Origin of the sequence: Segatella copri, from assembly GCF_026015465.1 — a bacterium.
In the GTDB taxonomy this organism is placed as follows: Bacteria; Bacteroidota; Bacteroidia; order Bacteroidales; family Bacteroidaceae; genus Prevotella; species Prevotella copri_E.
Window position 1 is genome coordinate 1,583,628 of the sequence record NZ_JAPDUQ010000001.1, and the last position, 23,017, is coordinate 1,606,644.

The 23,017-nt window shown below is 45.5% G+C and carries 18 protein-coding genes and 2 tRNA genes; 8 read left to right on the forward strand and 12 right to left on the reverse strand.

The annotated features are described in order from the left end of the window. Nucleotides 1-134: 134 nt before the first annotated feature. The 4 genes from ONT08_RS06610 (at nt 135) to ONT08_RS06625 (ending at nt 7,340) form a co-directional block, all read left to right on the forward strand. The gene (locus ONT08_RS06610) at nt 135-3,203 is read left to right on the forward strand and encodes a SusC/RagA family TonB-linked outer membrane protein (RefSeq protein WP_264959527.1); all 3,069 of its coding nucleotides are present in this window, start codon (nt 135-137) and stop codon (nt 3,201-3,203) included. Nucleotides 3,204-3,224: 21 nt separating this feature from the next. Continuing rightward, entirely contained in the window at nt 3,225-4,748 is a 1,524-nt protein-coding gene (locus ONT08_RS06615) for a RagB/SusD family nutrient uptake outer membrane protein (RefSeq protein WP_264959528.1), read from the forward strand. A gap of 185 nt (nt 4,749-4,933) precedes the next feature. Continuing rightward, the gene (locus ONT08_RS06620) at nt 4,934-6,496 is read left to right on the forward strand and encodes an ATP-binding protein (protein WP_264959529.1); all 1,563 of its coding nucleotides are present in this window, start codon (nt 4,934-4,936) and stop codon (nt 6,494-6,496) included. Nucleotides 6,497-6,635: 139 nt separating this feature from the next. Beyond that, nucleotides 6,636-7,340, forward strand: coding sequence for a porin family protein (locus tag ONT08_RS06625; protein ID WP_264959530.1), 705 nt, complete (start codon nt 6,636-6,638; stop codon nt 7,338-7,340). A 92-nt stretch (nt 7,341-7,432) separates the two neighbouring features. On the opposite strand, the gene metG is transcribed toward ONT08_RS06625, so the two are convergent. The 12 genes from metG to prmC all read right to left on the reverse strand — a co-directional run bounded on the left by metG (nt 7,433) and on the right by prmC (nt 18,731). Further along, nucleotides 7,433-9,499 carry a methionine--tRNA ligase gene (gene metG, locus ONT08_RS06630; RefSeq protein ID WP_117727386.1) on the reverse strand — a complete coding sequence of 689 codons (2,067 nt, stop codon included), beginning with the start codon at nt 9,497-9,499 and terminating at the stop codon, nt 7,433-7,435. Nucleotides 9,500-10,381: 882 nt separating this feature from the next. After that, nucleotides 10,382-11,932, reverse strand: coding sequence for a YifB family Mg chelatase-like AAA ATPase (locus ONT08_RS06635; RefSeq protein ID WP_117727385.1), 1,551 nt, complete (start codon nt 11,930-11,932; stop codon nt 10,382-10,384). Between the two features lie 42 nt (nt 11,933-11,974). Then, nucleotides 11,975-12,982, reverse strand: a complete 1,008-nt coding sequence (locus tag ONT08_RS06640; RefSeq protein ID WP_117587248.1) for a DUF4369 domain-containing protein — start codon at nt 12,980-12,982, stop codon at nt 11,975-11,977. A 17-nt stretch (nt 12,983-12,999) separates the two neighbouring features. Further along, nucleotides 13,000-13,085: transfer RNA gene (locus ONT08_RS06645), tRNA-Leu, on the reverse strand. Between the two features lie 20 nt (nt 13,086-13,105). After that, nucleotides 13,106-13,178: transfer RNA gene (locus ONT08_RS06650), tRNA-Gly, on the reverse strand. Between the two features lie 103 nt (nt 13,179-13,281). After that, complete coding sequence (locus ONT08_RS06655; protein ID WP_118140989.1) at nt 13,282-13,908, reverse strand: hypothetical protein; 627 nt, start codon at nt 13,906-13,908, stop codon at nt 13,282-13,284. Between the two features lie 18 nt (nt 13,909-13,926). Then, nucleotides 13,927-15,264, reverse strand: coding sequence for an argininosuccinate lyase (gene argH, locus ONT08_RS06660; protein ID WP_264959531.1), 1,338 nt, complete (start codon nt 15,262-15,264; stop codon nt 13,927-13,929). A gap of 14 nt (nt 15,265-15,278) precedes the next feature. After that, complete coding sequence (locus ONT08_RS06665; protein ID WP_117587246.1) at nt 15,279-15,740, reverse strand: SRPBCC family protein; 462 nt, start codon at nt 15,738-15,740, stop codon at nt 15,279-15,281. 19 nt (nt 15,741-15,759) lie between these two features. Then, on the reverse strand, nt 15,760-16,392 hold the full coding sequence (gene pyrE / locus ONT08_RS06670) for an orotate phosphoribosyltransferase (RefSeq protein ID WP_006848066.1): 633 nt from the start codon (nt 16,390-16,392) through the stop codon (nt 15,760-15,762). Nucleotides 16,393-16,503: 111 nt separating this feature from the next. Next, entirely contained in the window at nt 16,504-17,145 is a 642-nt protein-coding gene (locus tag ONT08_RS06675) for a ComF family protein (protein WP_264959532.1), read from the reverse strand. 139 nt (nt 17,146-17,284) lie between these two features. Continuing rightward, nucleotides 17,285-17,812, reverse strand: a complete 528-nt coding sequence (locus tag ONT08_RS06680; RefSeq protein ID WP_181975270.1) for a regulatory protein RecX — start codon at nt 17,810-17,812, stop codon at nt 17,285-17,287. Between the two features lie 40 nt (nt 17,813-17,852). Then, nucleotides 17,853-18,731, reverse strand: coding sequence for a peptide chain release factor N(5)-glutamine methyltransferase (gene prmC, locus ONT08_RS06685; RefSeq protein WP_264959533.1), 879 nt, complete (start codon nt 18,729-18,731; stop codon nt 17,853-17,855). 83 nt (nt 18,732-18,814) lie between these two features. Between prmC and ribD the strand changes: the two genes are divergently transcribed. The 4 genes from ribD (at nt 18,815) to ONT08_RS06705 (ending at nt 22,990) form a co-directional block, all read left to right on the forward strand. After that, on the forward strand, nt 18,815-19,852 hold the full coding sequence (gene ribD, locus ONT08_RS06690; RefSeq protein ID WP_264959534.1) for a bifunctional diaminohydroxyphosphoribosylaminopyrimidine deaminase/5-amino-6-(5-phosphoribosylamino)uracil reductase RibD: 1,038 nt from the start codon (nt 18,815-18,817) through the stop codon (nt 19,850-19,852). A gap of 116 nt (nt 19,853-19,968) precedes the next feature. Next, nucleotides 19,969-20,127: a hypothetical protein gene (locus ONT08_RS06695; RefSeq protein WP_022121547.1), complete on the forward strand. Its 159-nt coding sequence runs from the start codon at nt 19,969-19,971 to the stop codon at nt 20,125-20,127. A gap of 209 nt (nt 20,128-20,336) precedes the next feature. After that, the gene (locus tag ONT08_RS06700; protein WP_264959535.1) at nt 20,337-21,680 is read left to right on the forward strand and encodes a TolC family protein; all 1,344 of its coding nucleotides are present in this window, start codon (nt 20,337-20,339) and stop codon (nt 21,678-21,680) included. A gap of 56 nt (nt 21,681-21,736) precedes the next feature. Continuing rightward, nucleotides 21,737-22,990 (forward strand): efflux RND transporter periplasmic adaptor subunit, encoded by a 1,254-nt coding sequence (locus ONT08_RS06705; RefSeq protein ID WP_118311190.1) that lies wholly within the window; start codon nt 21,737-21,739, stop codon nt 22,988-22,990. The last annotated feature ends 27 nt before the right edge of the window (nt 22,991-23,017 follow it).

The window sequence follows — 23,017 nt, forward strand, 5'->3', positions numbered from 1 at the left end:
GTGTTAAAAATAGACTTTTTTATGTACGTTATTAAATTTTTCTTTCAAAATATTTGCAAATATCCGAAAAAAAATCTAATTTTGCAGCCGATTATTATAAATTTATAAATTATTATCTAATAAAGAGAGAGATTATGTTTAAAAGAATCGCTTTATTTGTGGGGGGGGCAATTCTCAGTTGTGGAGTAGCCTTTGCCCAAACATCTGTTACCGGTAAGGTAGTAGCTTCAGAGGATGGTGAGCCTGTTATTGGCGCATCAATCAAAGTAGCTGGTACTAATACGGGTACTGTTACGGACGTCGATGGAAACTTCAGTTTGAATGTTCCAGCCGGCTCCAAGTTGGAGATTACCTATATAGGTATGAATCCACAAACTGTCAAAGCAAGTTCTAATATGAAGATTGTTTTGACTTCTGATAACAAATCCTTGGATGAGGTGATTGTTACAGGTTATGGTAACTTCAAGAAATCCTCATTTACAGGTGCTGCTGCTTCCATGTCAACAGCTAAGTTGAGTGATGTTCCTTCACTTTCTGTTGAAGATAAGCTTTCTGGTAATATCCCAGGAGTTTCTATTTCTTCTTTCTCTGGCCAGCCAGGTGCAATGAACTATATCCGTATTCGTGGTATGGGTTCTATCAATGCAGGTAACGATCCATTGATTGTGATTGATGGTACTCCTGTGAACTCTGGTAACTTGAGTGGTTTCAATGATGGTTCCACACAAGCTGGTTACAATGGTTCTGGTACCAATGCACTTTCTACATTGAACAGCAACGATATCGAATCTATCACTGTTATCAAGGATGCTGCCGCAGCCTCTTTGTATGGTTCTCGTGCAGCCAATGGTGTGCTTGTCATTACAACCAAGAGTGGTAGTGCAGGTAAGACCCAGGTTGATTTCCGTAGCGACTGGGGATTCTCTAACATGGCTATCAACTATCGTCCAACGTTGGATGGTGATTCTCGTCGTGCCTTGATTTATCAAGGCTTGAAGAACTATGCTTTTGATAATATTGATGGTACTACTGATGCCTCTGCTGCAGCTTTTGCCGATCAAAATATTGATGATTATGCAGCAAAACCAGAGAATGGTTGGGCAAACTGGCGTGATGCGCTTTTCAAAAATGGTTCAAATCAGAACTATCAGGCAAGTGTAACTGGCGGTAATGATAAGACCAAGTTCTATGCATCTTTGTCATATGCAAATCAGAATGGTATTGTTGACCGTTCAGGCTTGGAACGTATGACAGGTAATGTAAACGTTTCCCATCGTTTTGGTAAGTTCAAGTTGGATGCTAGCACAATGATTTCATCTATGCATCAGAACTCTGCCATGGATGGTGGCGCTTCTTTTGCTGGTGCCATCTCAAGTGCAGTATGGTTCCTCGGCCCTTCTAATGCTATCTATGACAAGAATGGTAATTTGCTGACAGAGACAGATGGTGCTTATAACAATGGTTATAACCCTATTTATGAGAACCAGCACATGTCTGATAGAACTAACACGACACGTTCTTACAGCACCTTGGCTCTCGAATGGAACATTTGGGACAACTTGAAGTTGCGTGAGAAGGTAGCTTACGACTACATCAACTCTACAGAGGATGTGCTTTGGGATAAGTACTGTGGCAATGGCTCTGGCTCAAATGGTGTGATGCAGCGTACTTACAATGAGTGGACAACCATGAACACTCAGACACAGTTGACATACAATAAGTCTTTTGGTGCCCACAATGTGGATGCTTTGCTTGGTTTCGAGACAGAGGCATGGCATAACAACAACTCATACGCTTCTGGTACAGACTACCCTGGCAACTTGTATGAGTTCGCTAACTCTGGCGATACCTCTATGCAGAGTTACAAGTATGACTCAAAGATGACTTCTTTCTTGGGTCGTGTCAACTACAACTATAACGATTTGTATTATGCTGGTGTAAGCTATCGTCGTGATGGTAGTTCTCGTATGGCACGTGAGAATCGTTGGGGTTCGTTCTGGTCTGTATCTGGTGCTTGGCGCTTTGGTGCAGAAAAGTTCATGGATTCTATCAAGGATATATTGAGCGATGGTAAGATTCGTGTATCTTATGGTGTGAACGGAACTCTTCCATCTGGCTTGTATAGTTACATGAACCTTTATAGGTATGGTGAGTACTACAATGGTAGCAATGGTATGGGTATCATTGGTGTAGCCAACAAGGACTTGAAGTGGGAGCAGAACAAGGCTTGGAACTTTGGTCTTGACTTGACATTCCTCAACCGTATCTCTGTAACATTGGATTACTACGTTCGTAATACATCCAATTTGATTATGAACCGTCCTATCTCAATGATTCCAGGTTACTATGATGATTCTTCTCTGTTGGCTACCATGGCTCAGAATGTAGGTTCTATGCGTAACCAAGGTATTGAGGTGACCATTTCTTCTACCAACATTCAGAAGAAGGACTTCCTTTGGACTACTTCTCTGAACTTTGGTCATAACTCCAACAAGGTAACAGAGTTGACAGGTGATGATGACAAGATTATCAGCGGTGCCATGATTCATCAGGTAGGTAAGCCTTACTATTCTTACTATATGTATGAGTATGCAGGTGTTGACCCTGAGACAGGTTTGGAGAGCTATTACATCAATGATGGAACCGAGAATGCTCGCAAGACCACTACTAATGTAGCTGAGGCAAACAAGACTATTGTTGGTCATCATGAGCCAGCACTTGAGGGCGGTTTGTCTAACTTCATCAAGTGGAAGTTTATCGACTTCAACTTTACTTTGACCTATAAGTTGGGCGGTGACTCTTACGATTATGCTACTTGGTTGCACGATAATGGTGGTAGTTACGCCCTCCGTGGAGCAATCCCTTCTTACTATAAGTTGGAGGATATGTGGCAGAAGCCAGGCGATAATGCTAAGTTGCCTAAGTTCCAGGCTGGTTATGGTAAGGGTGTGTTGTCTTCTCGCTGGTTGATGCCTAACGATTATCTTCGTTTGAAGAACCTTACCTTAGGTTTCTCAGCACCAAAGGAGTGGATCAGCAACCTTGGCTTGAGCAAGGCTCGTGTATATTTCTCTGCCAACAACTTGTTGACCTGGAAGTCTAAGGATCTTTTTGTTGATCCAGAGACACCAGTGGATGGCTTGTGTACATTCGAAATGCCAGCTTTGAGAACTTATACATTTGGTATCGAACTTAGTTTCTAATTTATAAAAGAACGAAATACAATGAAAGTATTAAAATCAATATATAAGGTAATGGGCTGCGCTATTTTGGCAGCCAGCCTGTCATCTTGCGTCAATGATTGGTTGGACGTAGCTCCTTCTGATGGTACAGATACAGATGCAGCCTTGACCAGCAGTTCAGACTTGGATGCTGCGAGAACGGGTATGTACAAGGCTTTGAAGGGAAACAGCAGCTTGGTAGATTACTATGGTATGCAGTTCTTCGTTTATGGTGATGTTCATGCAGGTGATGATTATCAGTATAATAATATTGGTGGTTCTAACCGTGCAAGTTTCTACTATGATATGAACTATCAGACAGCATCTGAGTTTACATCAAGTACCGTAACTTGGAAATCACCATATATTGTTATTGGCCGTGCTAATCGTATCATAGCTGCTGCAGAAGGTGGTGCTTTGAGCGATGCAGCAGAGGCTAAGGCTACTATCGACCAGTATGCGGCAGAGGCAAAGGTACTCCGTGCCCTTGCTCATTTTGACCTTGTTCGTATCTATGGTAAGCCATATACAGAGGATCAGGGTGCATCTCTTGGTGTACCATTGGTAACAGGAGTGCTGGAGTCTAATGCAAAACCTGCTCGTAGCACTGTTGCTGAGGTTTACACCCAAGTAGTGAAGGATTTGACTGAGGCTATCAGCTCTAATGCTCTTGCTACAGAGACAGAACCAGGTTATGTAAGCGTTTGGGGAGCAAAGGCAATCCTTTCTCGTGTTTATTTGAATATGGGTGATTATGCTAACGCCTTGTCTGTTGCTGAGGATATTATCAAGAATTCTGGCGCAGCGTTGTGGACTCGTGACCAATACTTCAAAGCATGGGATGCTTCAACTCCTAATGAGAGTGAGTTCTTGTTCCGTCTCAATGTGGCAGGTTCTACAGACAACAATGACTTGAATGGTATCGGTAACCTTCAGCAGCGTGATGGCTACAAGGAAATGGTTGCTACTAAGAAGTTTGTTGACATGCTTACTTCAGACCCAGAAGATGTTCGTAACGATATGTTCTTGCCTGCAACTGCAGCCAAAGAGGTGGAAACTTATGGTACCAACAAGGTATTTCTGAACAAGTTGCGTGGTCAAGGTGGTAATCTTCGTAATGTTACTATCGTTCCAATTATCCGTCTTTCTGAGGTTTACTTGACAGCTGCAGAGTGTGCATTTAGAAATAATGACAAGACTAAGGCTGTAGAGTATCTGAATGATTTGGTAAAGAACCGTACCACAACAGAGGCTTCTTTGGCAACTGTTGATAACATCACTCTCGACCGCATCTTGATTGAGCGTCGTAAGGAGTTGATTGGCGAGGGACAGCGTTACTTTGATGCTTTGCGTAATAACGAGACTATCACCCGTTATACAAGTGAAGCTGATAAGGGTTGGCACAAGACATTGAGCAAGGAAGCTCAGTCTTTCAACCGTGATTTCTATAAGGCTATCGCAGCCATTCCTCAGGCAGAAATCAATGCAAACCCTAACATCAAGCAGAATGATGGTTACGGCGAGTAATCGCTGTGATGGAATATTTTAATAAGATAATATTTTTAATCAAGATATAGGAATGCCATGAGTGGCATTTTCTATAAATCTCTCGGGAGAGGCTGGCAGTGAAGCTCGCCTCTCTTTTTTTTGTCTTTTTATTTGCGTATCTGATATTTTATTCGTAACTTCGCACCGTCTAAAGTAATATGGCTATGGAAGAGATAAGAAAATACCCAGTAGGAATGCAAACTTTCTCTGATATACGAGAGGGTAATTATGTGTACGTAGATAAGACAAGGTATATTGTCGATTTCTTGCGTAATGGTTCTAAATATGTGTTTCTGAGTCGTCCTAGACGATTCGGCAAGTCGCTTTTTGTCTCTACACTCCAGGCATATTATGAGGGCAGGAAGGAACTGTTTGATGGTTTGGCACTTGGCGAATATGAGAAAGAATGGGTGAAACGTCCTGTTCTTCACTTCGACATGAGTACTGCCAAAAATCAGACACCCGAAGGGTTAGAAGAGATGCTGGGCTACATGCTTTCAGAATACGAGCAGGTCTATGGACGTGACGAATTGGCGGTGCAGCCGAGCCAGCGTTTGCAGTCTTTGGTAAAGCGTGCCTATAAGAAGATGGGGCAAAAGGTGGTCGTTTTGATAGACGAATATGATGCTCCTCTCTTGGATGTCGTGCATGAGAAGGAAAGTTTGATGCCATTGCGCTTGGTTATGAGGAAGTTCTATAGCCCATTGAAATATCTCGACCCTTGGCTGGAATTTACCTTTATCACGGGTATCACCAAGTTCTCTCAGTTGAGTATCTTTAGCGAGATCAATAATTTGGATAATATCAGCATGTTCGATCAGTATTCTGCTATCTGTGGTATCAGCAAGACAGAACTACTGACGGCGATGAAGCCTGATGTTGAGTTGCTAGCCAAGTCTTTGGGAAAAACTTTTGATGAAACGGTTGCCGAGTTGGGTTCATATTATGATGGTTATCATTTCAGTAAAAAATCAGAAGATGTGTTTAACCCGTTTAGTCTGGTTAAAGCGTTGAGAAGTAAGGAAATAGCAGCTTATTGGTTTAGTTCAGGTACTCCTGCATACATTATCAACACTTTACGCAAACATCATGTGGGGGTGATGGATATAGAACAGAAATCCGTAGGGGTGGATGATTTCGATGTCTCTCCTGAGCAGATGACTTCTGCTTTACCATTGCTTTATCAGAGTGGGTATCTCACCATCAAGAAGTATAACCCTATCTTGCAGAGCTATCAGCTGGATTATCCAAACAAGGAAGTGCGTGTAGGGATGGTTCGTTCCTTGGCTCCTAACTATCTCTCTCCAATATCGTTGAACAATAATAGTTTCATCTTCGACTTTTTGGAGCAACTATATAACAATAATATGGATGGTGCTTTGCAGAAAATGCAGGCTTATCTCGCCAGTATCTCCAATCGACTTGCCAACAAGAACGAGAAGGACTTCCAAACGGTCTTTTATCTCATTTTTAATTTGATGGGTGCTTACATCTTGGTGGAGGAGGATAGTGCAATAGGCAGAGCAGATGCCGTTCTTCACATGCCGGATACAATCTATGTGATGGAATTGAAGTTTGATAAGACGGCTGAGGAAGCTTTGAAACAGATTGATGACAAAGGCTATCTCATTCCTTATTCAGCTGACGGCAAACGAATGGTAAAAGTTGGAATCAACTACGACAGCCAGAAGCGAACCATTGGTCAATGGAAGATAGCAGAAGGATAAATATTGCTTTTTGTTACTGTTTAAACGAGTGACATTGTATAACACTTTGCGAGAACAGGTCTTTCATGGAGAAAAATGGCTGTAGGATGCAATATTATCCCTTGTTTCTTGTTATTATGATATACAAACTGTTGTGGAAATGAAAAAGAAAATAGTTATAATGCTGGTGCTGCTGCTTGCTGTTGTGGGAGCAAAGGCACAAGAAGTGGAGAATCCGGTAGGCAGATTCTCGGTAATTCCCCGTATTGGTGTATCTCTGGCTAACTGGAGCGGATTGGTTCTCGAACCTGAGAAGGGAATCTCGCTAAAGCCTAAGTATCAGGCTGGATTCATGGGCGGCGCAGATGTGGAATATCGCATAAATAAGAGCCTGGGTATTACGCTGGGTGCTTATTATGCCCGACAGGGTATGCGTTTCCCTGACTGCGAGTTGACTGAGAATGCTGAAAAAGGGGAATATACAGGTATTAAGAATCATCATGTGAACCTCGATTATATCCAGGTACCGCTCATGCTGAAGGTCTATCTTGTTGAAGGCTTGTCGTTGAACACAGGCGTTCAGCTGGGATTCCTTTGTGGCGACGGCAAGGTTAAAAGAGAGGAAACCGACCTTCAGAAGGATAAAAACGGGTCTATTACATACAAGGATATGCAGGAAACCGAAGCTCTTTGGCCTGCCAAGAAGGTGGATGTAGCCATTCCTCTGGGCTTGAGCTATGAATATATGAACGTGATTCTGGATGCCCGATACAACGTGAGCCTGACGAAGGCTGGCAAGGGCGATTGGGATAACTGCAAGAACAAGGCTCTGACCTTTACCGTGGGTTATCGTTTTACATTATAAAAGAATATTTGGATAGAAATAAGAAAAGCCTCAAATCCGCAAAGGATTTGAGGCTTTTACCTTATCTGATAATCAGATGATTCTATGATTCTTTATCCTACCTGGCTTCCTGGCTTAACCTTGCCAAGGAGAGAAGTTACGTTCAATGAGCCGTCGAAGTTGACAGCACTCAGAATCATACCCTGACTCTCGATGCCCATCATCTTGCGAGGAGCAAAGTTGGCTACGAACAATACGTCCTTGCCGATCAGCTGTTCTGGTTCGTAGTAGGCTGCGATACCTGAGCAGATGGTGCGCTCTACGCCAGAACCATCGTCGATGGTGAACTTCAGGAGTTTCTTAGACTTCTTTACCTTCTCGCAGTTCAGAATGTGACCTACGCGGATATCGAGTTTCTCGAAATCATCGAAGCTAACCTCTGGCTTGATAGGAGCAGCCTGATAAGAAGCCTCCTCGTTAGCCTTCTTGGTGTCAGCGAGCTTCTGGAGCTGTCTTTCGATAACCTCATCCTCAATTTTCTCGAAGAGCAATTCAGGCTCACCGAGCTGGGTACCAGCCTTGAGCAAATCTGTGCTGCCGAGCTGAGTCCACTCGAAGTTAGGCATATTGATCATCTTGCGGAGTTTCTCAGAAGAGAATGGCAAGAATGGCTCGAAGGCGATGGCGAGGTTGGCAACCAACTGCAGGGAGATGTTCAGGATGGTCTCCACACGCTTAGGATCGGTCTTCCAAACCTTCCAAGGCTCACACTCTGTGATGTATCGGTTACCGATACGTGCCAGGTTCATTGCCTCTTTCTGAGCCTCGCGGAACTTGAATACGTTGAGATACTGCTCTACCTTCTCCTTCACGTCCTTGAACTCAGCGATAGCCTTCTCATCTACCTCCTGCAATTCACCACAGGCAGGAACTACGCCGCCCCAATACTTCTTGGTGAGTTGGAGGGCACGGTTTACGAAGTTACCGTAAACGGCAACCAACTCAGAGTTGTTGCGCTCCTGGAAATCCTTCCAGGTAAAGTTGTTGTCCTTGGTCTCAGGCGCATTGGCTGTCAATACATAGCGCAATACATCCTGCTTGCCTGGCAAATCTACGAGATACTCGTGCAACCATACAGCCCAGTTGCGGGATGTTGAAATCTTATCATCCTCCAGGTTCAGGAACTCGTTGGCTGGTACGTTGTCTGGCAAGATATAGTCGCCGTGAGCCTTCAGCATAGTAGGGAAGATGATGCAGTGGAACACGATATTGTCCTTACCGATGAAGTGAACGAGACGAGTCTCAGGATCCTGCCACCACTTCTGCCATGTTCCCCACTTTTCTGGATGAGCATCGCAAAGCTCCTTGGTGTTTGAGATGTAGCCGATAGGTGCATCGAACCAAACGTAGAGCACCTTTCCATCTGCACCCTCTACTGGAACAGGAATACCCCAATCCAAGTCGCGTGTCATCGCACGTGGCTGAAGATCCATATCCAACCAGCTCTTGCATTGGCCGTAAACATTGGTACGCCACTCTTTGTGGCCTTCCAGAATCCACTTCTTCAACCAATCCTGATACTTGTTCAATGGAAGATACCAGTTCTTGGTAGGCTTCTTTACGAGACCATGACCAGGGTTGTTCTTGTTGGTAGGGTTAATGAGCTCCTCAGGAGAGAGGGTAGCACCACATTTCTCGCATTGGTCGCCATAAGCACCCTCTGCACCACAGCGAGGACAAGTACCTACGATATTACGGTCGGTAAGGAATTCGCCTGTTACCTCGTCGCAGAACTGCTCCTCTACCTTTTCTTCCAATACGCCCTTGTCATAGAGTGTGCGGAAGAAGTCTGAAGCAAACTTATTGTGAGTTGGCGAAGTGGTACGGCTGTAAATATCAAAAGAGATACCGAAGTCCTCGAAGCTCTTCTTGATGAGATTGTGATAGCGATCAACCACCTCCTGAACGGTAATTCCCTCTTTCTTGGCACGGATAGTAACAGGTACACCATGCTCATCGCTACCGCCGATGAAGGCAACATCCTGCTTCTTGAGGCGGAGGTAGCGAACATAGATATCGGCTGGCACGTAAACACCTGCCAGGTGACCGATGTGCACACCACCGTTGGCATAAGGCAAAGCCGCAGTCACGGTAGTACGTTTAAAGTTCTTTTGTTCCATATTAGCTAATATATTTTTGTTATTTGGCTGCAAAATTACAAAAAATGTTGGAGATAAGAAAGAATTATCGTCGCTTTTTCTTACTTATATATATAATAAGGTGTAAAAAGCTGGGTTCTTTAGTGTTTTTATAGTAAGGATAGCGTAGGGCAGGATACAAAAAAAGGCCCTTCGCATCTCTGCAAGAGCCTCCCATCTTGTACATTTCCATCAGACTCCTCCCTGATAGGACTGTACCTAATTATTATCATTTACTTTTTCTAAGAACTTATTCGTTCTGACAACTTATGTTGTTGACCTTTTACAATCTAATTACCTTAGTATGTAGAAAACTTCCTCCTTATATATTTTTATCTATAGAGAGATTTCTTACATTACGTTCATATAGGCGATAACGGCCAACTCTGCAAGAAGAATTACGAAACCAATCTTCTTTACTGCGTCTGTAATTTTAAAAATGCAATCCATAATCTTAATAGTTTTGTTGTTAATAATCAAACTAGCGTTGTGCTAGCGTTCTTTTTACGGTTGCAAAGGTAATGCATTTTTTTATCCTATATGGGGTAATTTTTATTAGAATTAGTGATTTTCGTAAATTTAAAAGGTAATTAAAATCAATTATTACACCTTATAGAGTAAAAATTACCCCATCTTAGACGATTTTGCTATTCGTTTTTGTCTGTTTTTTGTGGTACTTTTGTCTTTATGGGGTAATATTTTCGTAATAACAAAAGAAAATAGCCATTCAAAAACAGGTTTATAACTATTTTAAAATGGCTATTCTTCTATTTTTTTCTCCCTTTTTCTTTATAGATCCAACTTTTTAGAGCGAATGATAGGAAAAAACGGATTTTTATCCTTTTACATATATCTTCTTTATGATTATAAATGTCCTCTTTCTGCCCAATCGCCTCTGTCGAGGGTTCTGTATCCCACGGCTTCTGCTATATGGTCAGGCTTAATCTGTTCACTTCCTGCCAAATCAGCAATGGTTCGTGCCACTTTCAGTATTCTGTTATAGGCTCTGGCTGACAAAGAAAGCTTCTCCATTGCCATTCGGAGCAGTTCGATACCTTGTTCGTCGGGTTCGGCAAACTGATGAATCATTCTTTCGGTCATCTGGGCGTTGCAATGGATGCCTTTATAATCTTTGAATCTTTCGGCTTGAACTTCTCTTGCCTTGATGACTCTTTCTCTGATCTTGGCACTTGGCTCACCTGGTGCTGCCTTCGATATGTCCTGGAAAGGAACAGGACTGATTTCGCATTGGATGTCGATGCGGTCGAGTAACGGACCCGAAATCTTGTTCATGTATCTTTGAATCTGGCCTGGCGTGCAGACACAGCGATGTGTCGGATCACCATAATATCCGCATGGACAAGGGTTCATACTTGCCACAAACATGAATGAACATGGGTAATCTGTAGAATATTTCGCTCTGCTGATGTTGATGTGGCGGTCTTCCAATGGCTGGCGGAGTACTTCCAGAGTGGTTTTATTGAACTCCGGAAGTTCATCGCAGAACAGAACGCCATTATGGGCGAGCGATATTTCTCCCGGTTGTGGCGATGTTCCACCGCCTACCAGAGCCACTTGAGAGATGGTATGGTGAGGAGACCGGAACGGGCGTTGGGAAATGAGTGATACATTCTTGCCCAGTTTGCCTGCAATGGAGTGAATCTGTGTTGTTTCCAGACTCTCAGATAGCGTGAGGGGAGGAAGAATGGACGGCAAACGTTTTGCCATCATTGACTTTCCGGAACCTGGAGGACCTACCATAATCAGGTTGTGTCCGCCAGCCGCAGCCACTTCGAGCGCTCTTTTCACGTTCTCCTGACCGCGGACGTCGGCATAATCGTATTCACAATGAACCTGGTTTTCGTAGAATTCCTTGCGGGTGTCAACGATGGTAGGAGAAGGATTGCTTCTGTCGCTCATGAATTGTATGACTTCGAAAAGTGTTTTCATGCCGTAAACCTCAAGATTGTTTACGACAGCCGCTTCCCGAGCGTTCTGTTCCGGCACAATCAGTCCCTTAAAGTGCTCTGCTCTGGCTCTGATAGCTATCGGCAGGGCACCTTTGATAGGCTGGAGCGTACCGTCAAGGCTCAGCTCGCCTACCATCATGTACTCTTTCAGATGATCTTCGGGAATGTTGTTGTTGGCGCCTAGAAGTCCGATTGCAAGCGGCAAGTCGAAACTGCTGCCCTCTTTCCGGAGGTCAGCTGGAGCCAGATTGATGGTGATGTCGGCTATCGGAAATTTGAAGCCGCTATACTGGAGAGCTGCTGAAATTCGGTTACGGCTCTCTTTGACCGCCTCGTCGCCTAAGCCTGTGAGGTGGTACATGACGCCTCTGTTGAGGCTTACTTCTACGGTTACAGTAGTTACTTCTAGTCCGTTAACTGCTGCACAATATGTCTTTACTAACATATAGGCGTGCTTTTTATGGGTTCTTGACTAGCTCGAAAGTATTTATTTTAGCAGTTGGTCGAGCTTATTGTAAAGCTCTTGCTTTTTCATGCCTCGGGCGATGATTTTACCATTTTGAAGTATGATGTTGTCAGGAAGGTTTCCCAATCCCAACTTCTTCAAGGTCTTGTCTTCCAGCATTTCGCCGTTGCAGATGATAGGGCATGTGATAGAGTCGCGCTTGATGTTGTTCTTGCATTCGCTCTTGCTGGCATCCAGACAGAAAGCCATCAGCTTAAGCTTGCCGTTCGATTTCTTCTGACGGCTCTTCAGTTCGCGCTGCATGTCCTGGCTGTCATAGTTATAGGTAGCCCAGGTGTAGATTACGGCAACCGGAGCGCTGCTCATTTCTGTACTAGAAACGAGTTTTCCGTTGATATCGTATGCTGTAAATGAAGGCAGGGTTGCACCGATGCCTACATTCTTCATGGTTTCTGCCAACTGCTTCATCTTAGCCAACTGTCCGTTTTTAGGCTGTTCCTTCTCTACGATATTGATGAGTGAGAGCGCCTTGCGGTAATCAGGTTGTGTAGAAGTGATGAAGTATTTTTTGATCAGATAGATGCTGCACACAGAATTCGGATGTTCTCTGATGAAGTCTTCAGCATGCTTTTTAGCCTCAGGTGGCGTATCTTTCAGGATGTTCTGGCGGAATTTTGTCATCAGTTCGTTATCCTCGGTTCCGCTTACCTCCATTTCCTTAAGGTGCGAAGCATCTGCCTCGATTTCTACTGATTTGCCCGATTTTGCGAAGATAGGCTGCTCAGAGAAATTAGGGAAAACAAGCATAATGGTAAAATCTTCCTTACATTCGGTTTCGAAAGTGAAACGGCCGCCTTCTACCTTAATGGTGTCAACGCCTTCGAAGCCCCCGTCAGGACTGTATACATAAAACTCGCCTTGATTCATATTGAGAAATTTGCCTTCAAACTTGAAATGCCCACTGCTAACACCACATGATGTTAAGACCAGCGTAATGAATAAAATGAGGATGTAAGCAAATTTTTTCATAAGGAAAAACTTTAAAGTGCCGCGAGCGGGACTCGAACCCGCACAGCCATTACTGGCCAAGGGATTTTAAGTCCCTCGTGTCTACCAATTCCACCATTGCGGCATGGTAAACGTTAAGAGTTGAGCGGAAAACGGGACTCGGACCCGCGACCCCAACCTTGGCAAGGTTGTGCTCTACCAACTGAGCTATTTCCGCGTTATGTGGGTGCAAAGGTAATGCTATTTCTTTAAATCTCCAAACGATTTACATTTTTTAAGACAAGAAAGCGCCATTTTTTTCGTTTGCCCTCCGTTTCTGCTTAGTTTCCCACGTATATATCGGTTCCTTTGCCGCCGTAGGTTACCCGATATTGCATCAGCGGCTTGTCGCTTTTGCTCTTTCCGCCGCTTGTGATGGTTCCGTTTTCCAGGCTGTAGATGCGTTTACATTTGTCGCAAATTACCGATTGGCGGTTGCCGGTCCATTCCAGCGGATAGTTGGTTCCACCATATTGTTCCAGGCAGTTTGGACATTGGCGGTCCCAGGCTACAGGTCCGCTGAAGTTGGATAATCCCATGATGAAGCCGTTCTTTTTGGCATCTTTAGGGTCGTTGCCCGCTCCCAGATAAGTATAGTTGGCATAATTCTCCTTCGCTGTAGAGAGGATGATGGTTTCAGTCTGGTTTTTCCCATCGTTTAATGTAGAATAGATATTCCAGGCTCCATTTACCTTTTTGGCACTAACCATCGTGTAGACGCCCGTTCCGTTGAGGGCTGTTTCCAGACTTGTGCCCGGATGGTATTGCGACTTGAAGTAGAACTGGCAGGGATATTTGGTGCTGATGCTGTTTTCTGCATCGCACGAACAAAGTAAGAGCATAGCTATTCCAGCCATGCTCTTCACCTTATTATATATATATACCTTATTATATATGCTATTCTTCATGCAGAAACCTTTCAGTCTTTATTTCAGAAGATTCTTCTCGGCATTCTCCATGCGCTCGAAGTGGAACTCAGAGAGGGTCTGCTCCATCAGCGCCTGAATCTTGTCGTTGCAGAGATTGCCGATGCTGCCTTCGTGAGTATGATGAATATCCTTGTTTGGCTTGAATTCGCCAGCCTCGATTTCCAGTCCTACCTTCTTGTAAGCATCGCGGAATGGCATTCCGTTGGCTGCAAGCTGGTTCACTTCTTCTACTGAGAACATAGGGTCGTAGCGAGGATCGTCTAGAATATGCTCGTTCACCTCCATCTTGTTGATGATGTAGGCAGCCATCTGCAGACAGTCCTTCAACTCGTCGAAGGCAGGGAGGAACACTTCCTTGATAATCTGGAGATCGCGGAAATAGCCTACTGGCAGGTTGTTCATGATGAGCATTACCTGCTGTGGAAGGCTCTGGAGCTTGTTGCTCTTGGCGCGAATCAACTCGAATACGTCTGGATTCTTCTTGTGTGGCATGATGCTCGAACCGGTGGTGCACTCCTTAGGCAATTTCACGAAACCGAAGTTCTGACAGTTGAACATACAGGCGTCGAAAGCCATCTTTGCCAAAGTTCCTGCCACGGTAGCCATGGCGAAAGCCACGTTGCGCTCCATCTTTCCTCTGCCCATTTGTGCATAAACCACATTATAGTCCAAGCTGTCGAAACCGAGAAGTTCGGTGGTCATGGTGCGGTTCAAAGGGAATGAACTTCCATAGCCGGCTGCGCTACCCAATGGGTTGCGGTTGGTCATGCGGTAAGCAGCCTGAAGGAAGAGCATGTCATCGGCAAGTCCTTCAGCATAAGCGCCAAACCAGAGACCGAATGATGAAGGCATAGCCACCTGCAGATGGGTGTAGCCCGGCATCAGCACGTCCTTATACTGGTTGCTCTTCTGAATCAGCTCGTCGAAGAGAATCTTCACGGCGTCCACAATCTCCTTCAACTCATGACGGGTGAAGAGTTTGAGGTCTACGAGAACCTGGTCGTTGCGTGATCTACCCGAATGAATCTTCTTGCCCATGTCGCCCAGTTTCTGGGTGAGCATCAGTTCTACCTGGGAATGAACGTCTTCCACGCCGTCTTCTATTACGAATTCGCCCTTGTCGGCGATGGCGTAGATGTTTTTCAGTTCGGCAAGGAGCTGGGTGAGTTCATCTTTCTCCAGGAGTCCGATGCTTTCGAGCATGGTGATGTGTGCCATACTGCCCAGCACGTCATACTTGGCGAGATAGAGGTCGAGTTCGCGGTCTCTTCCTACGGTGAATCTTTCAATTTCCTTGTTTACTTCGAAGTTCTTTTCCCAAAGTTTATGTGCCATAATTTCTTTATTTATTAATCCTGGTAAGGAATCATCGCAAGCGCATCAGCAATTTTTTCGATGCCTTCCTGCAATGGCTTCTTCACCATACCCTTGATAAACATGTTAAGTTCTGCCTTGATGGTGAGTTTCATTTTGCATGAGAACTCGCCTGTAGGGAGCAGCTGAATCCAGAAGTTGAAAGGAACAGGGCTGTTTTCTGTTTCAAACTTGATGGTCTTAGGCTCCTCGCGGTCGATGATGCGCATCTTGATTTCACCCACCATAGGTGCTGTGATAGAGATGCTGTCGCTATCAAACTTGAGGTCCTTCAGCTTTTCCATTTCCTTTCTCTTGTCCTCAGGAATCTGGTCTTTCACCTGCTCGAAGCGGTCTTTGAGCATCTGCAGGTTGTTCAGATCGCTCAATGTACGGTAAACAGATTCCTGCTTGTGAGGAATCTGTTTGATATTACTTTCGAATGTACTTGTACTCATTATTGATGGGTCAGCTTGATTACTTCTTCCAGTTAGCTGGGTCCTTGCGCCACTCGTGGAGCAGCTCTACGTCTTCCTGCTTGATATAGCCAGTCTCCAGAGCCTCTGCCACTACGTGCTCATAGTCGGTCAAAGTAACCAGCTTTACGTTAGCATCAGCAAAAGCCTTCTCGGCGATAGGGAAACCATAGGTGTAGCTAGCTACCATGCCCACAATCTCGTTGCCGTTCTTGCGGAGAGCCTCTACTGCCTTGAGAGAGCTGCCGCCGGTAGAAATCAAGTCTTCTACTACCACAACCTTAGCCTTAGGGTCGAGCTGACCTTCGATGAGGTTCTGCATACCGTGATCCTTTGGTTTAGAACGAACGTATACGAAAGGCATGTTCAGTTCGTCAGCAACCAAAGCACCCTGCGCGATGGCACCAGTAGCTACTCCGGCTACAGCATCAGCCTCTGGGAACTGCTCCAGGATAGCGTGAACGAGCTCAAGCTTTACATAATTGCGGAGTTCTGGGAATGAGAGAGTCTTGCGGTTATCGCAATAGAATGGTGACTTCCAGCCTGAAGCCCATGTGAATGGATCATTAGGCTGCAACTTGATTGCCTTTACTTTCAATAACTTAGATGCGAATTCTTTCTTCAGTTTGTCCATAATCTTTAAAGGATTAAATTATTATTAATTATTTTGCAAAGGTACAATGATTTTTGCACACGGCGGCTATATTTAGGGTTAAAATGTTTTAACTCTCGGCAAAAAGGGCCTTTAGTCATGTGCGAAACCTACAGTCAGCACGCTTATCTTCATCTTTCCGGCTGCTTTTATCAGGGTTTCCGCACAGGAGATGATGGTGGCTCCGGTGGTGCATACGTCGTCGATGATGAGGATATGTTTGCCCTCAAGTTGCGTGATGGGGTGCTCCCCCTGCCCGTCATGATAGGTTGCTGCGGCTTCAAAAACCTGGCTCACGTTTTCCAGTCTTTCCTGCCGGTTCTTGTGGGTTTGGCTTTCGCTAAACTTTTTCCTTCTTACGGCATCCTTGATGATGGTCAGATGGGTGAGTTGCTGGATGCCTTTGGCGATGAGAAGGCTCTGGTTATAGCCGCGTTCTTTTTCTCGTTTTCGGGTGAGCGGGATGGGGATGATGGCGTCTATTCCGTCGAAGAACTGAATGCCTAACCCCTTCTTTGCCAGCATTCTGCCCAGATAGATTCCCATTTCAGGATGATGCATGTATTTCAGCTGGTAGACGGCTCTAGCCGATGTGGCATGGCTGATGTGATGGAAGAGAGCGCAGCAGCGTTCGATGGGAATCTGATGCCAGAAGAGTTTTGCCATCTCGTTGTCGTAGGGCTGTTTCCAAGTATCGGTTCCCGGCATGCGGAACAGACATTTTATGCATATCATCTCCTCCCCGCCAGCGAGCACATTTCCGCAGATGGCGCAGGTTCGGGGGAAGAATAAATCTAATATGTCTCTTAACAGGCTGGTACGCATGGCTTTACTCTTAATTTTGAGGCTTGGATATTGAACTTGATGCTTTGCTTTAGAATTCCTCTTCGAAATCGATGTCTCCCAAATCTTCTTCCTTCATCCGGTCGATGCATTTGTGGATAACCTCCATGCTGTATCCTCTTCCCAGGGCAAAGCGGATGAGTTTCATCGAGCGTTCATAGTCGTTCTTTGCCTTGATGGTTTTATATTTGTTTTTCATCAGGGGCAGGAGGGTTTCCATATACAGGTCGTCTTCTATCTCTTCGAAGATTGGGTCGGAGATATCCTTCGGAATATGTTTCATCCACAGCGCCTGTTCCACCTTCCGGCGTCCCCACTTGTTGTATTTTATTTTGTCGTTGATAAAGAAGCGTGCGAAACGTTCGTCGTCGATGAATTTCTTCTCGGTCAGGAATTCCATGTTTCTGGCGATGGCATCTTCGGGCAGTTCCCACTTCTTCATCTTGTCGATCATCTCTTGCGAGCAATGTTCGGCTTGAGTGCAGAGGGTGGTGAGCTTCAGGAGCGCCTGCTGCTCGGTCATCGGCTTTTTATACTTTGAACTTTGAGATTTGAACATGATGATTTTACTTTGAACTTTGAGATTTGAACATTGAACTTTATGATTTGCCGGCTCGCATCATTCTCTGCTTTCCGAAGGCATCTTCCTTTGTATCAATAGCTTTAAACCCCAATCCTTCCAGCATTTCCCTTGTTTCTTTTTCGTAGATAGGATTGATTTCGAAGTATAATGCACCTCCGGATTTGAGGGCAGAAGAGGCATATTCGGCGATGGCTCTGTAGAACTTCAGAGGCTCTTCATCGGGCACGAAGAGGGCGATTCCAGGTTCGTGTTCCAACACATTCTTCTCCATATCCGCTTTCTCCTTTTCGCAGATATACGGGGGATTGCTCACGATGATGTTCCATCTTCCGGCATCCGATGTTTCCGCCAATTTCAGGGCATCCTGATATTCTATTTTTACGTTACCGGCATCCAGAAGTGCAACATTTCCCTGTGCTATCCTCAAGGCATCTTCTGAAATATCCCAACCCGTAACCTCCGAGCCGCCGATGTCCAGTCCCAGCGTAATGGCGATGCAGCCCGAACCCGTACAGATGTCCAGGATGCGGATGGTGTTTTCTTCCTTCTCTCCTTCCGTAATCCCTTTGTTTTCAGTCGCATCTTTTTCTATCCACTCGCAGAGTTCCGCCGTTTCGGGTCTCGGAATCAGCACGCCCGGCTCTACATGGAAGGTTCTTCCTGCAAAGTCAGCTTCGCCCAGAACATACTGTACAGGTTCGCCTTTTTGCAATCTTCTGATAATTTCTTCCAGTTTTCTTTCTTCATCTGCAGATAATTCATTAACTTTGCCGCAGATTATGTCGGTCAGCGTCATTCCGTACTTCACATCGAGCACGGTGCGGACGATAGCCTGTGCTTCGCCCGCCTCATATAGAGTGATAATGGATTGCCAGAGTTGTTGATACGTTTTCATCTCTAAATCGTATATTATGATTTGAGAGCAAAGGTACGACATTTTATCGAAAAGTAAGTAAAAAACGAAGAAAAGTTTTAGATATGGAACAAAATAATGTTTCTTTTCAGAATGTGAAGACGGGCGAACCGTTGTCGCAAAAGGAAATAGACGAAATGTTTATGCGCCGCTGTCTGCAGCTGGCGAAAAACGGAAGAGAGAATGCCAAACCCAATCCGATGGTGGGAGCCGTTATCGTGAGTGGGGATGGCAGAATCATCGGCGAAGGCTATCATGTAAGATGCGGAGAAGGGCATGCTGAAGTCAACGCCTTTGCATCTGTTAAGCCCGAGGATGAGCATCTATTAAGCCAAGCTACCATCTATGTGAGTCTCGAACCCTGCTCTCATTACGGCAAGACGCCGCCTTGTGCCGATTTGATAGTAAGAAAAGGAGTAAAGCGATGCGTTTGTGGCTGCGTAGATCCCTTTGCCAAGGTTCAGGGCCGCGGTATCCGCAAGATTCGCGAGGCAGGCATCGAAGTAACAGTAGGCGTTCTGGAGGCGGAATGTCTCGAACTCAACAAGCGCTTCATCACCTTCAACACCCATCAGCGCCCTTACATCATCCTGAAATGGGCGCAGACCGCGAATGGCTTTCTTGACAACGGGGGTAGGGGTATGGCTATTTCCTCGCCTTTCACCAAGATGCTCTCTCACAAGTTGCGTGCTGAGAACGATGCTATCCTCATAGGCCGCGTAACCGATGAGCGCGACCACAGTCAGCTCAACGTTAGAGATTGGAGCGGCAAGGACCCGATGCGCCTGGTCATCGACCGCCATCATCCTTGTTTAGAAGGTCTGGATTTCTCACGGGGCAAGACGGAAGTGTTGCAGCAAATCATGCAGTACTTATATAATAATAAGGTACAGTCGCTGATAGTAGAGGGAGGCGCCATCACCCATCAGGCATTCCTCGATGCTGGACTTTGGGATGAAATCAGGGTAGAAACGTTGTTGTCCACATCTGTGGAAAACTCCGTAACTTCAGGAACGCCAGCGCCTATGCTTCCTCATAACGTCCGGTTAATCAGCCATGAGGCGTATGATGGAAATGTTATCAACACCTACGAGCGGATGTAATCTTCTCATAGATTTGCTTTTCCCTTCGGCCAGCGATTTTCAATTCACAGATGACACAGATTTAGTGGCGTATGCCCAATTCAACATTTAACATTCAACACTTAACATTCAAAAAAATGAGTAACAGATTTACATCGCGTCTGAGCGATGACGACGATTTCAAGCGAGACGAACTGATACGTAAGATAGAGCATTCGGTAGAGCAGATGACGCTCTCAGAACTGGAAGCCCTGTCCTACGATATGTTTACCAAGGGTTATATGGAGGATTATTAGATTCCTGTTTTAACTCAAATAGCTTCGAAGACTGATGCAAGTACTTACGAAAGCCGATAAATAATGAGGTTTCTGTCCAACAATTAGACGCCGGTGTCTAATTGTTGGACAGTTTGTTTAATGAGGCTTTTTATCTAAGGAATTGATTATCAGGAGAAATGCTGTTTTGGCACGGCTCTTGTCCTTATCATGCCAAAATGAAGAAGATTATGAAAAGAATAGGAATATTGATAGGATGGTTGGTCTGGGCGGCTGGAGTCTCGGCACAGAGCTGGAGCCTTGACGACTGCATGAAATACGCCGTGGAGCACGCCACGGAGGTGAAGCGGGAGGTGGTAAACGCCCGCCAGCGCAAGCAGGATTACCAGCATGCTGTGGCAGGATTCCTGCCTACCGTTACGGGTGGCGTGCAGGGACAGTATGCCTGGGGACGAAACATCGACCCGGAAACCAATACTTATAATAATGTAACGACATTCAACAACTACTATCAGCTTTATGCCGAACTGAATGTATTCGACGGTTTCGCCACCATCAACGCCTTGAAGCAGGCTAAGTTGAGCCGGGATTATTCAGCCACGGCGATGCAGAAGATTCAGGACGACCGAGCCATCGACGTGATGCAGAAATATGTGGATGCTGCCTATGCTGAGGCAAGTATTCGGATAGCAAGCGAGAAACTGAACGAAAGTAAGCGGATGTTAGTTAAGATGAAGCGCCTGTATGAACTGGGCGAGAAAGGTCGCCCGGATGTGGTGCAGATGGAATCGCAGGTGGCGGAAGATGAATACAATCTTACGCATCAGGAGAATGTGGCAAAACAGAGTCTGCTCGCCTTGAAATCGGCGATGAATTTTCCTGTGGATGAAGAGCTGAAAATTCTGATTAATGAGGAGCAGAATTTGAAGTTAACGTCTGATAATAAAGAGGTTCCTGAATCTGGAGTAAACTACGAAACCGTTTACCAGGGCTTTCAGAATATTTCTCCCGATTTGAAGTCGGCAGAATACGAAGTGGAGCGGGCACGGTATGATTATAAAATAGCAAAAGGCAGATTGCTGCCATCACTCTCTCTCGGTGGCGGCATTTCTACCAACTATTATAAGAATCTCTCTCAGAAAGGGCAATACGATGGGTTTGCCTCGCAGTTTCACAACAACCAGGGCGAATACCTCGCATTGACCCTTTCTATACCTATTTATAATAGCGACCGATGGCACAGCGTGAAGAAGGCACGCAACGACTGGCAACTGGCGCAGGTGAACCTGGAGGAAACCCGTCGCAAGCTTCACGACCAGATAGCCCAGGCGGTAATGGATGCAGAGGGTTACGCCAAGGAGTTGCATCAGATGCAGAAGAAGGTGGCCTCCGATTCGCTCGCCTATCACATGTCGAGCCGCAAGTTTGAGGAAGGAATGCTTTCCACCTTCGACCTTCATACCGCAGCCCAAACGCTTCTGGAAAGCAGAATCAAGGAACTCCAGATGCAGATGCTGCTCATTATCAAACAGAGGCTGGTTGCTTATTACCAAGGAGAAAATTTAATTAAATAAACCTGGAGAATGCAAGTGAATTCTTCACTTTTCGTTCTTCACTCTTCACTTAAATTATGGATATAAAAATAGAAAAGAAAAAATATCTCGTGCCTCGCAAGTATTGGGCATGGATTGGCGGAGGAGCGGTTTTGATCGCAGTCCTCATTTGGTTGGGATTGAGCAATTTCTCTTCCACCCTGAAGGTGGACAGGAAGGGATTAAGCATCGGAACCGTGGAGAAGGCGCAGTTCAACGATTATGTTTCGGTGGATGGTCAGGTGGTTCCAATCTCCGTGGTGCAGATCAGTTCCGAAGAAGGTGGTATTGTTCTGGAGAAAGTGGTGGATGAAGGCGCCCACGTAAACAAGGGTGATGTGATCGTGAAACTGAGCAATTCGAATCTCGATCTGGAGATTCTGAATGCCGAGAGCGAACTTGCCGAAAAGCAGGATATGCTTCGCAACACCCAGATTTCGATGGAGCAGGACCGCCTGAACAATAGCAACGAGGAACTGTCGCTTTCGCAGGATGTCATTACCAAGCGCCGTTCCTATCAGCATCAGGAGGCGTTGCACAAGGAAGAACTCAATTCGCGCGAGGAGTATCTCAAGGCAAAGGAAGATTACGACCTTGCCGTCAAGAAGCATGCGCTCATCAGCAAGCGATTGAAGAAGGATGCCCAGCTCCGCCGTTCGCAGATGGATCAGATGGGCGATAATCTGGAAGCCATGCAGAAGAATGTGCAACTGGTTCGCCAGCGCAAGGAGAAGCTGAACATCCGCAGCACCATTTCGGGTGAGATAGGCTTGCTCGATGTGGAACTGGGACAGAGCATCCAGGCTGGACAGAAGATTGGAGTCATCAACGACCTCAGCGATTTCAAGGTGCAGGCGCAGGTGGATGAGCATTACATCGACCGGGTAAAACCGGGACTTACTGCCACTTTCGACCAGAACGGCAAGCATTATCTCCTGCAGGTCCGCAAGGTTTATCCCGAGGTAAGAGACGGCAGGTTCCGCATCGACTTCATCTTCAAAGGTGTTCGTCCTGGCAACATCCGAACCGGTCAGACCTATTACGTGGATTTGCAGCTCGGTCAGTCTAAGCAGGCAATAATTATCCCTAAAGGCACGTTTTATAGTGTAACGGGTGGTCAATGGATTTTTGTATTAGACAAGAGTGGCAAGAAGGCTTATCGCCGAAAGATAACCATCGGTCGCCAGAATCCTCAGTATTATGAGGTAATTGAGGGCTTGGAGCCGGGCGAGCAGGTCATCGTTAGTGGCTATGAGGCCTATAAGGATAATGATGTATTAGTTTTTAATTAGTAGTGATTAGTTAGTAATGATTAGTGA

Excerpts from the sequence above, each read along its gene's own strand:
- ONT08_RS06610 (WP_264959527.1), top strand. The coding sequence starts at position 135 with ATGTTTAAAAGAATCGCTTTATTTGTGGGGGGGGCAATTCTCAGTTGT.
- ONT08_RS06615 (WP_264959528.1), top strand. The coding sequence starts at position 3,225 with ATGAAAGTATTAAAATCAATATATAAGGTAATGGGCTGCGCTATTTTG.
- ONT08_RS06620 (WP_264959529.1), top strand. The coding sequence starts at position 4,934 with ATGGAAGAGATAAGAAAATACCCAGTAGGAATGCAAACTTTCTCTGAT.
- ONT08_RS06625 (WP_264959530.1), top strand. The coding sequence starts at position 6,636 with ATGAAAAAGAAAATAGTTATAATGCTGGTGCTGCTGCTTGCTGTTGTG.
- metG (WP_117727386.1), bottom strand. The coding sequence starts at position 9,499 with ATGGAACAAAAGAACTTTAAACGTACTACCGTGACTGCGGCTTTGCCT.
- ONT08_RS06635 (WP_117727385.1), bottom strand. The coding sequence starts at position 11,932 with ATGTTAGTAAAGACATATTGTGCAGCAGTTAACGGACTAGAAGTAACT.
- ONT08_RS06640 (WP_117587248.1), bottom strand. The coding sequence starts at position 12,982 with ATGAAAAAATTTGCTTACATCCTCATTTTATTCATTACGCTGGTCTTA.
- ONT08_RS06655 (WP_118140989.1), bottom strand. The coding sequence starts at position 13,908 with ATGAAGAATAGCATATATAATAAGGTATATATATATAATAAGGTGAAG.
- argH (WP_264959531.1), bottom strand. The coding sequence starts at position 15,264 with ATGGCACATAAACTTTGGGAAAAGAACTTCGAAGTAAACAAGGAAATT.
- ONT08_RS06665 (WP_117587246.1), bottom strand. The coding sequence starts at position 15,740 with ATGAGTACAAGTACATTCGAAAGTAATATCAAACAGATTCCTCACAAG.
- pyrE (WP_006848066.1), bottom strand. The coding sequence starts at position 16,392 with ATGGACAAACTGAAGAAAGAATTCGCATCTAAGTTATTGAAAGTAAAG.
- ONT08_RS06675 (WP_264959532.1), bottom strand. The coding sequence starts at position 17,145 with ATGATATGCATAAAATGTCTGTTCCGCATGCCGGGAACCGATACTTGG.
- ONT08_RS06680 (WP_181975270.1), bottom strand. The coding sequence starts at position 17,812 with ATGTTCAAATCTCAAAGTTCAAAGTATAAAAAGCCGATGACCGAGCAG.
- prmC (WP_264959533.1), bottom strand. The coding sequence starts at position 18,731 with ATGAAAACGTATCAACAACTCTGGCAATCCATTATCACTCTATATGAG.
- ribD (WP_264959534.1), top strand. The coding sequence starts at position 18,815 with ATGGAACAAAATAATGTTTCTTTTCAGAATGTGAAGACGGGCGAACCG.
- ONT08_RS06695 (WP_022121547.1), top strand. The coding sequence starts at position 19,969 with ATGAGTAACAGATTTACATCGCGTCTGAGCGATGACGACGATTTCAAG.
- ONT08_RS06700 (WP_264959535.1), top strand. The coding sequence starts at position 20,337 with ATGAAAAGAATAGGAATATTGATAGGATGGTTGGTCTGGGCGGCTGGA.
- ONT08_RS06705 (WP_118311190.1), top strand. The coding sequence starts at position 21,737 with ATGGATATAAAAATAGAAAAGAAAAAATATCTCGTGCCTCGCAAGTAT.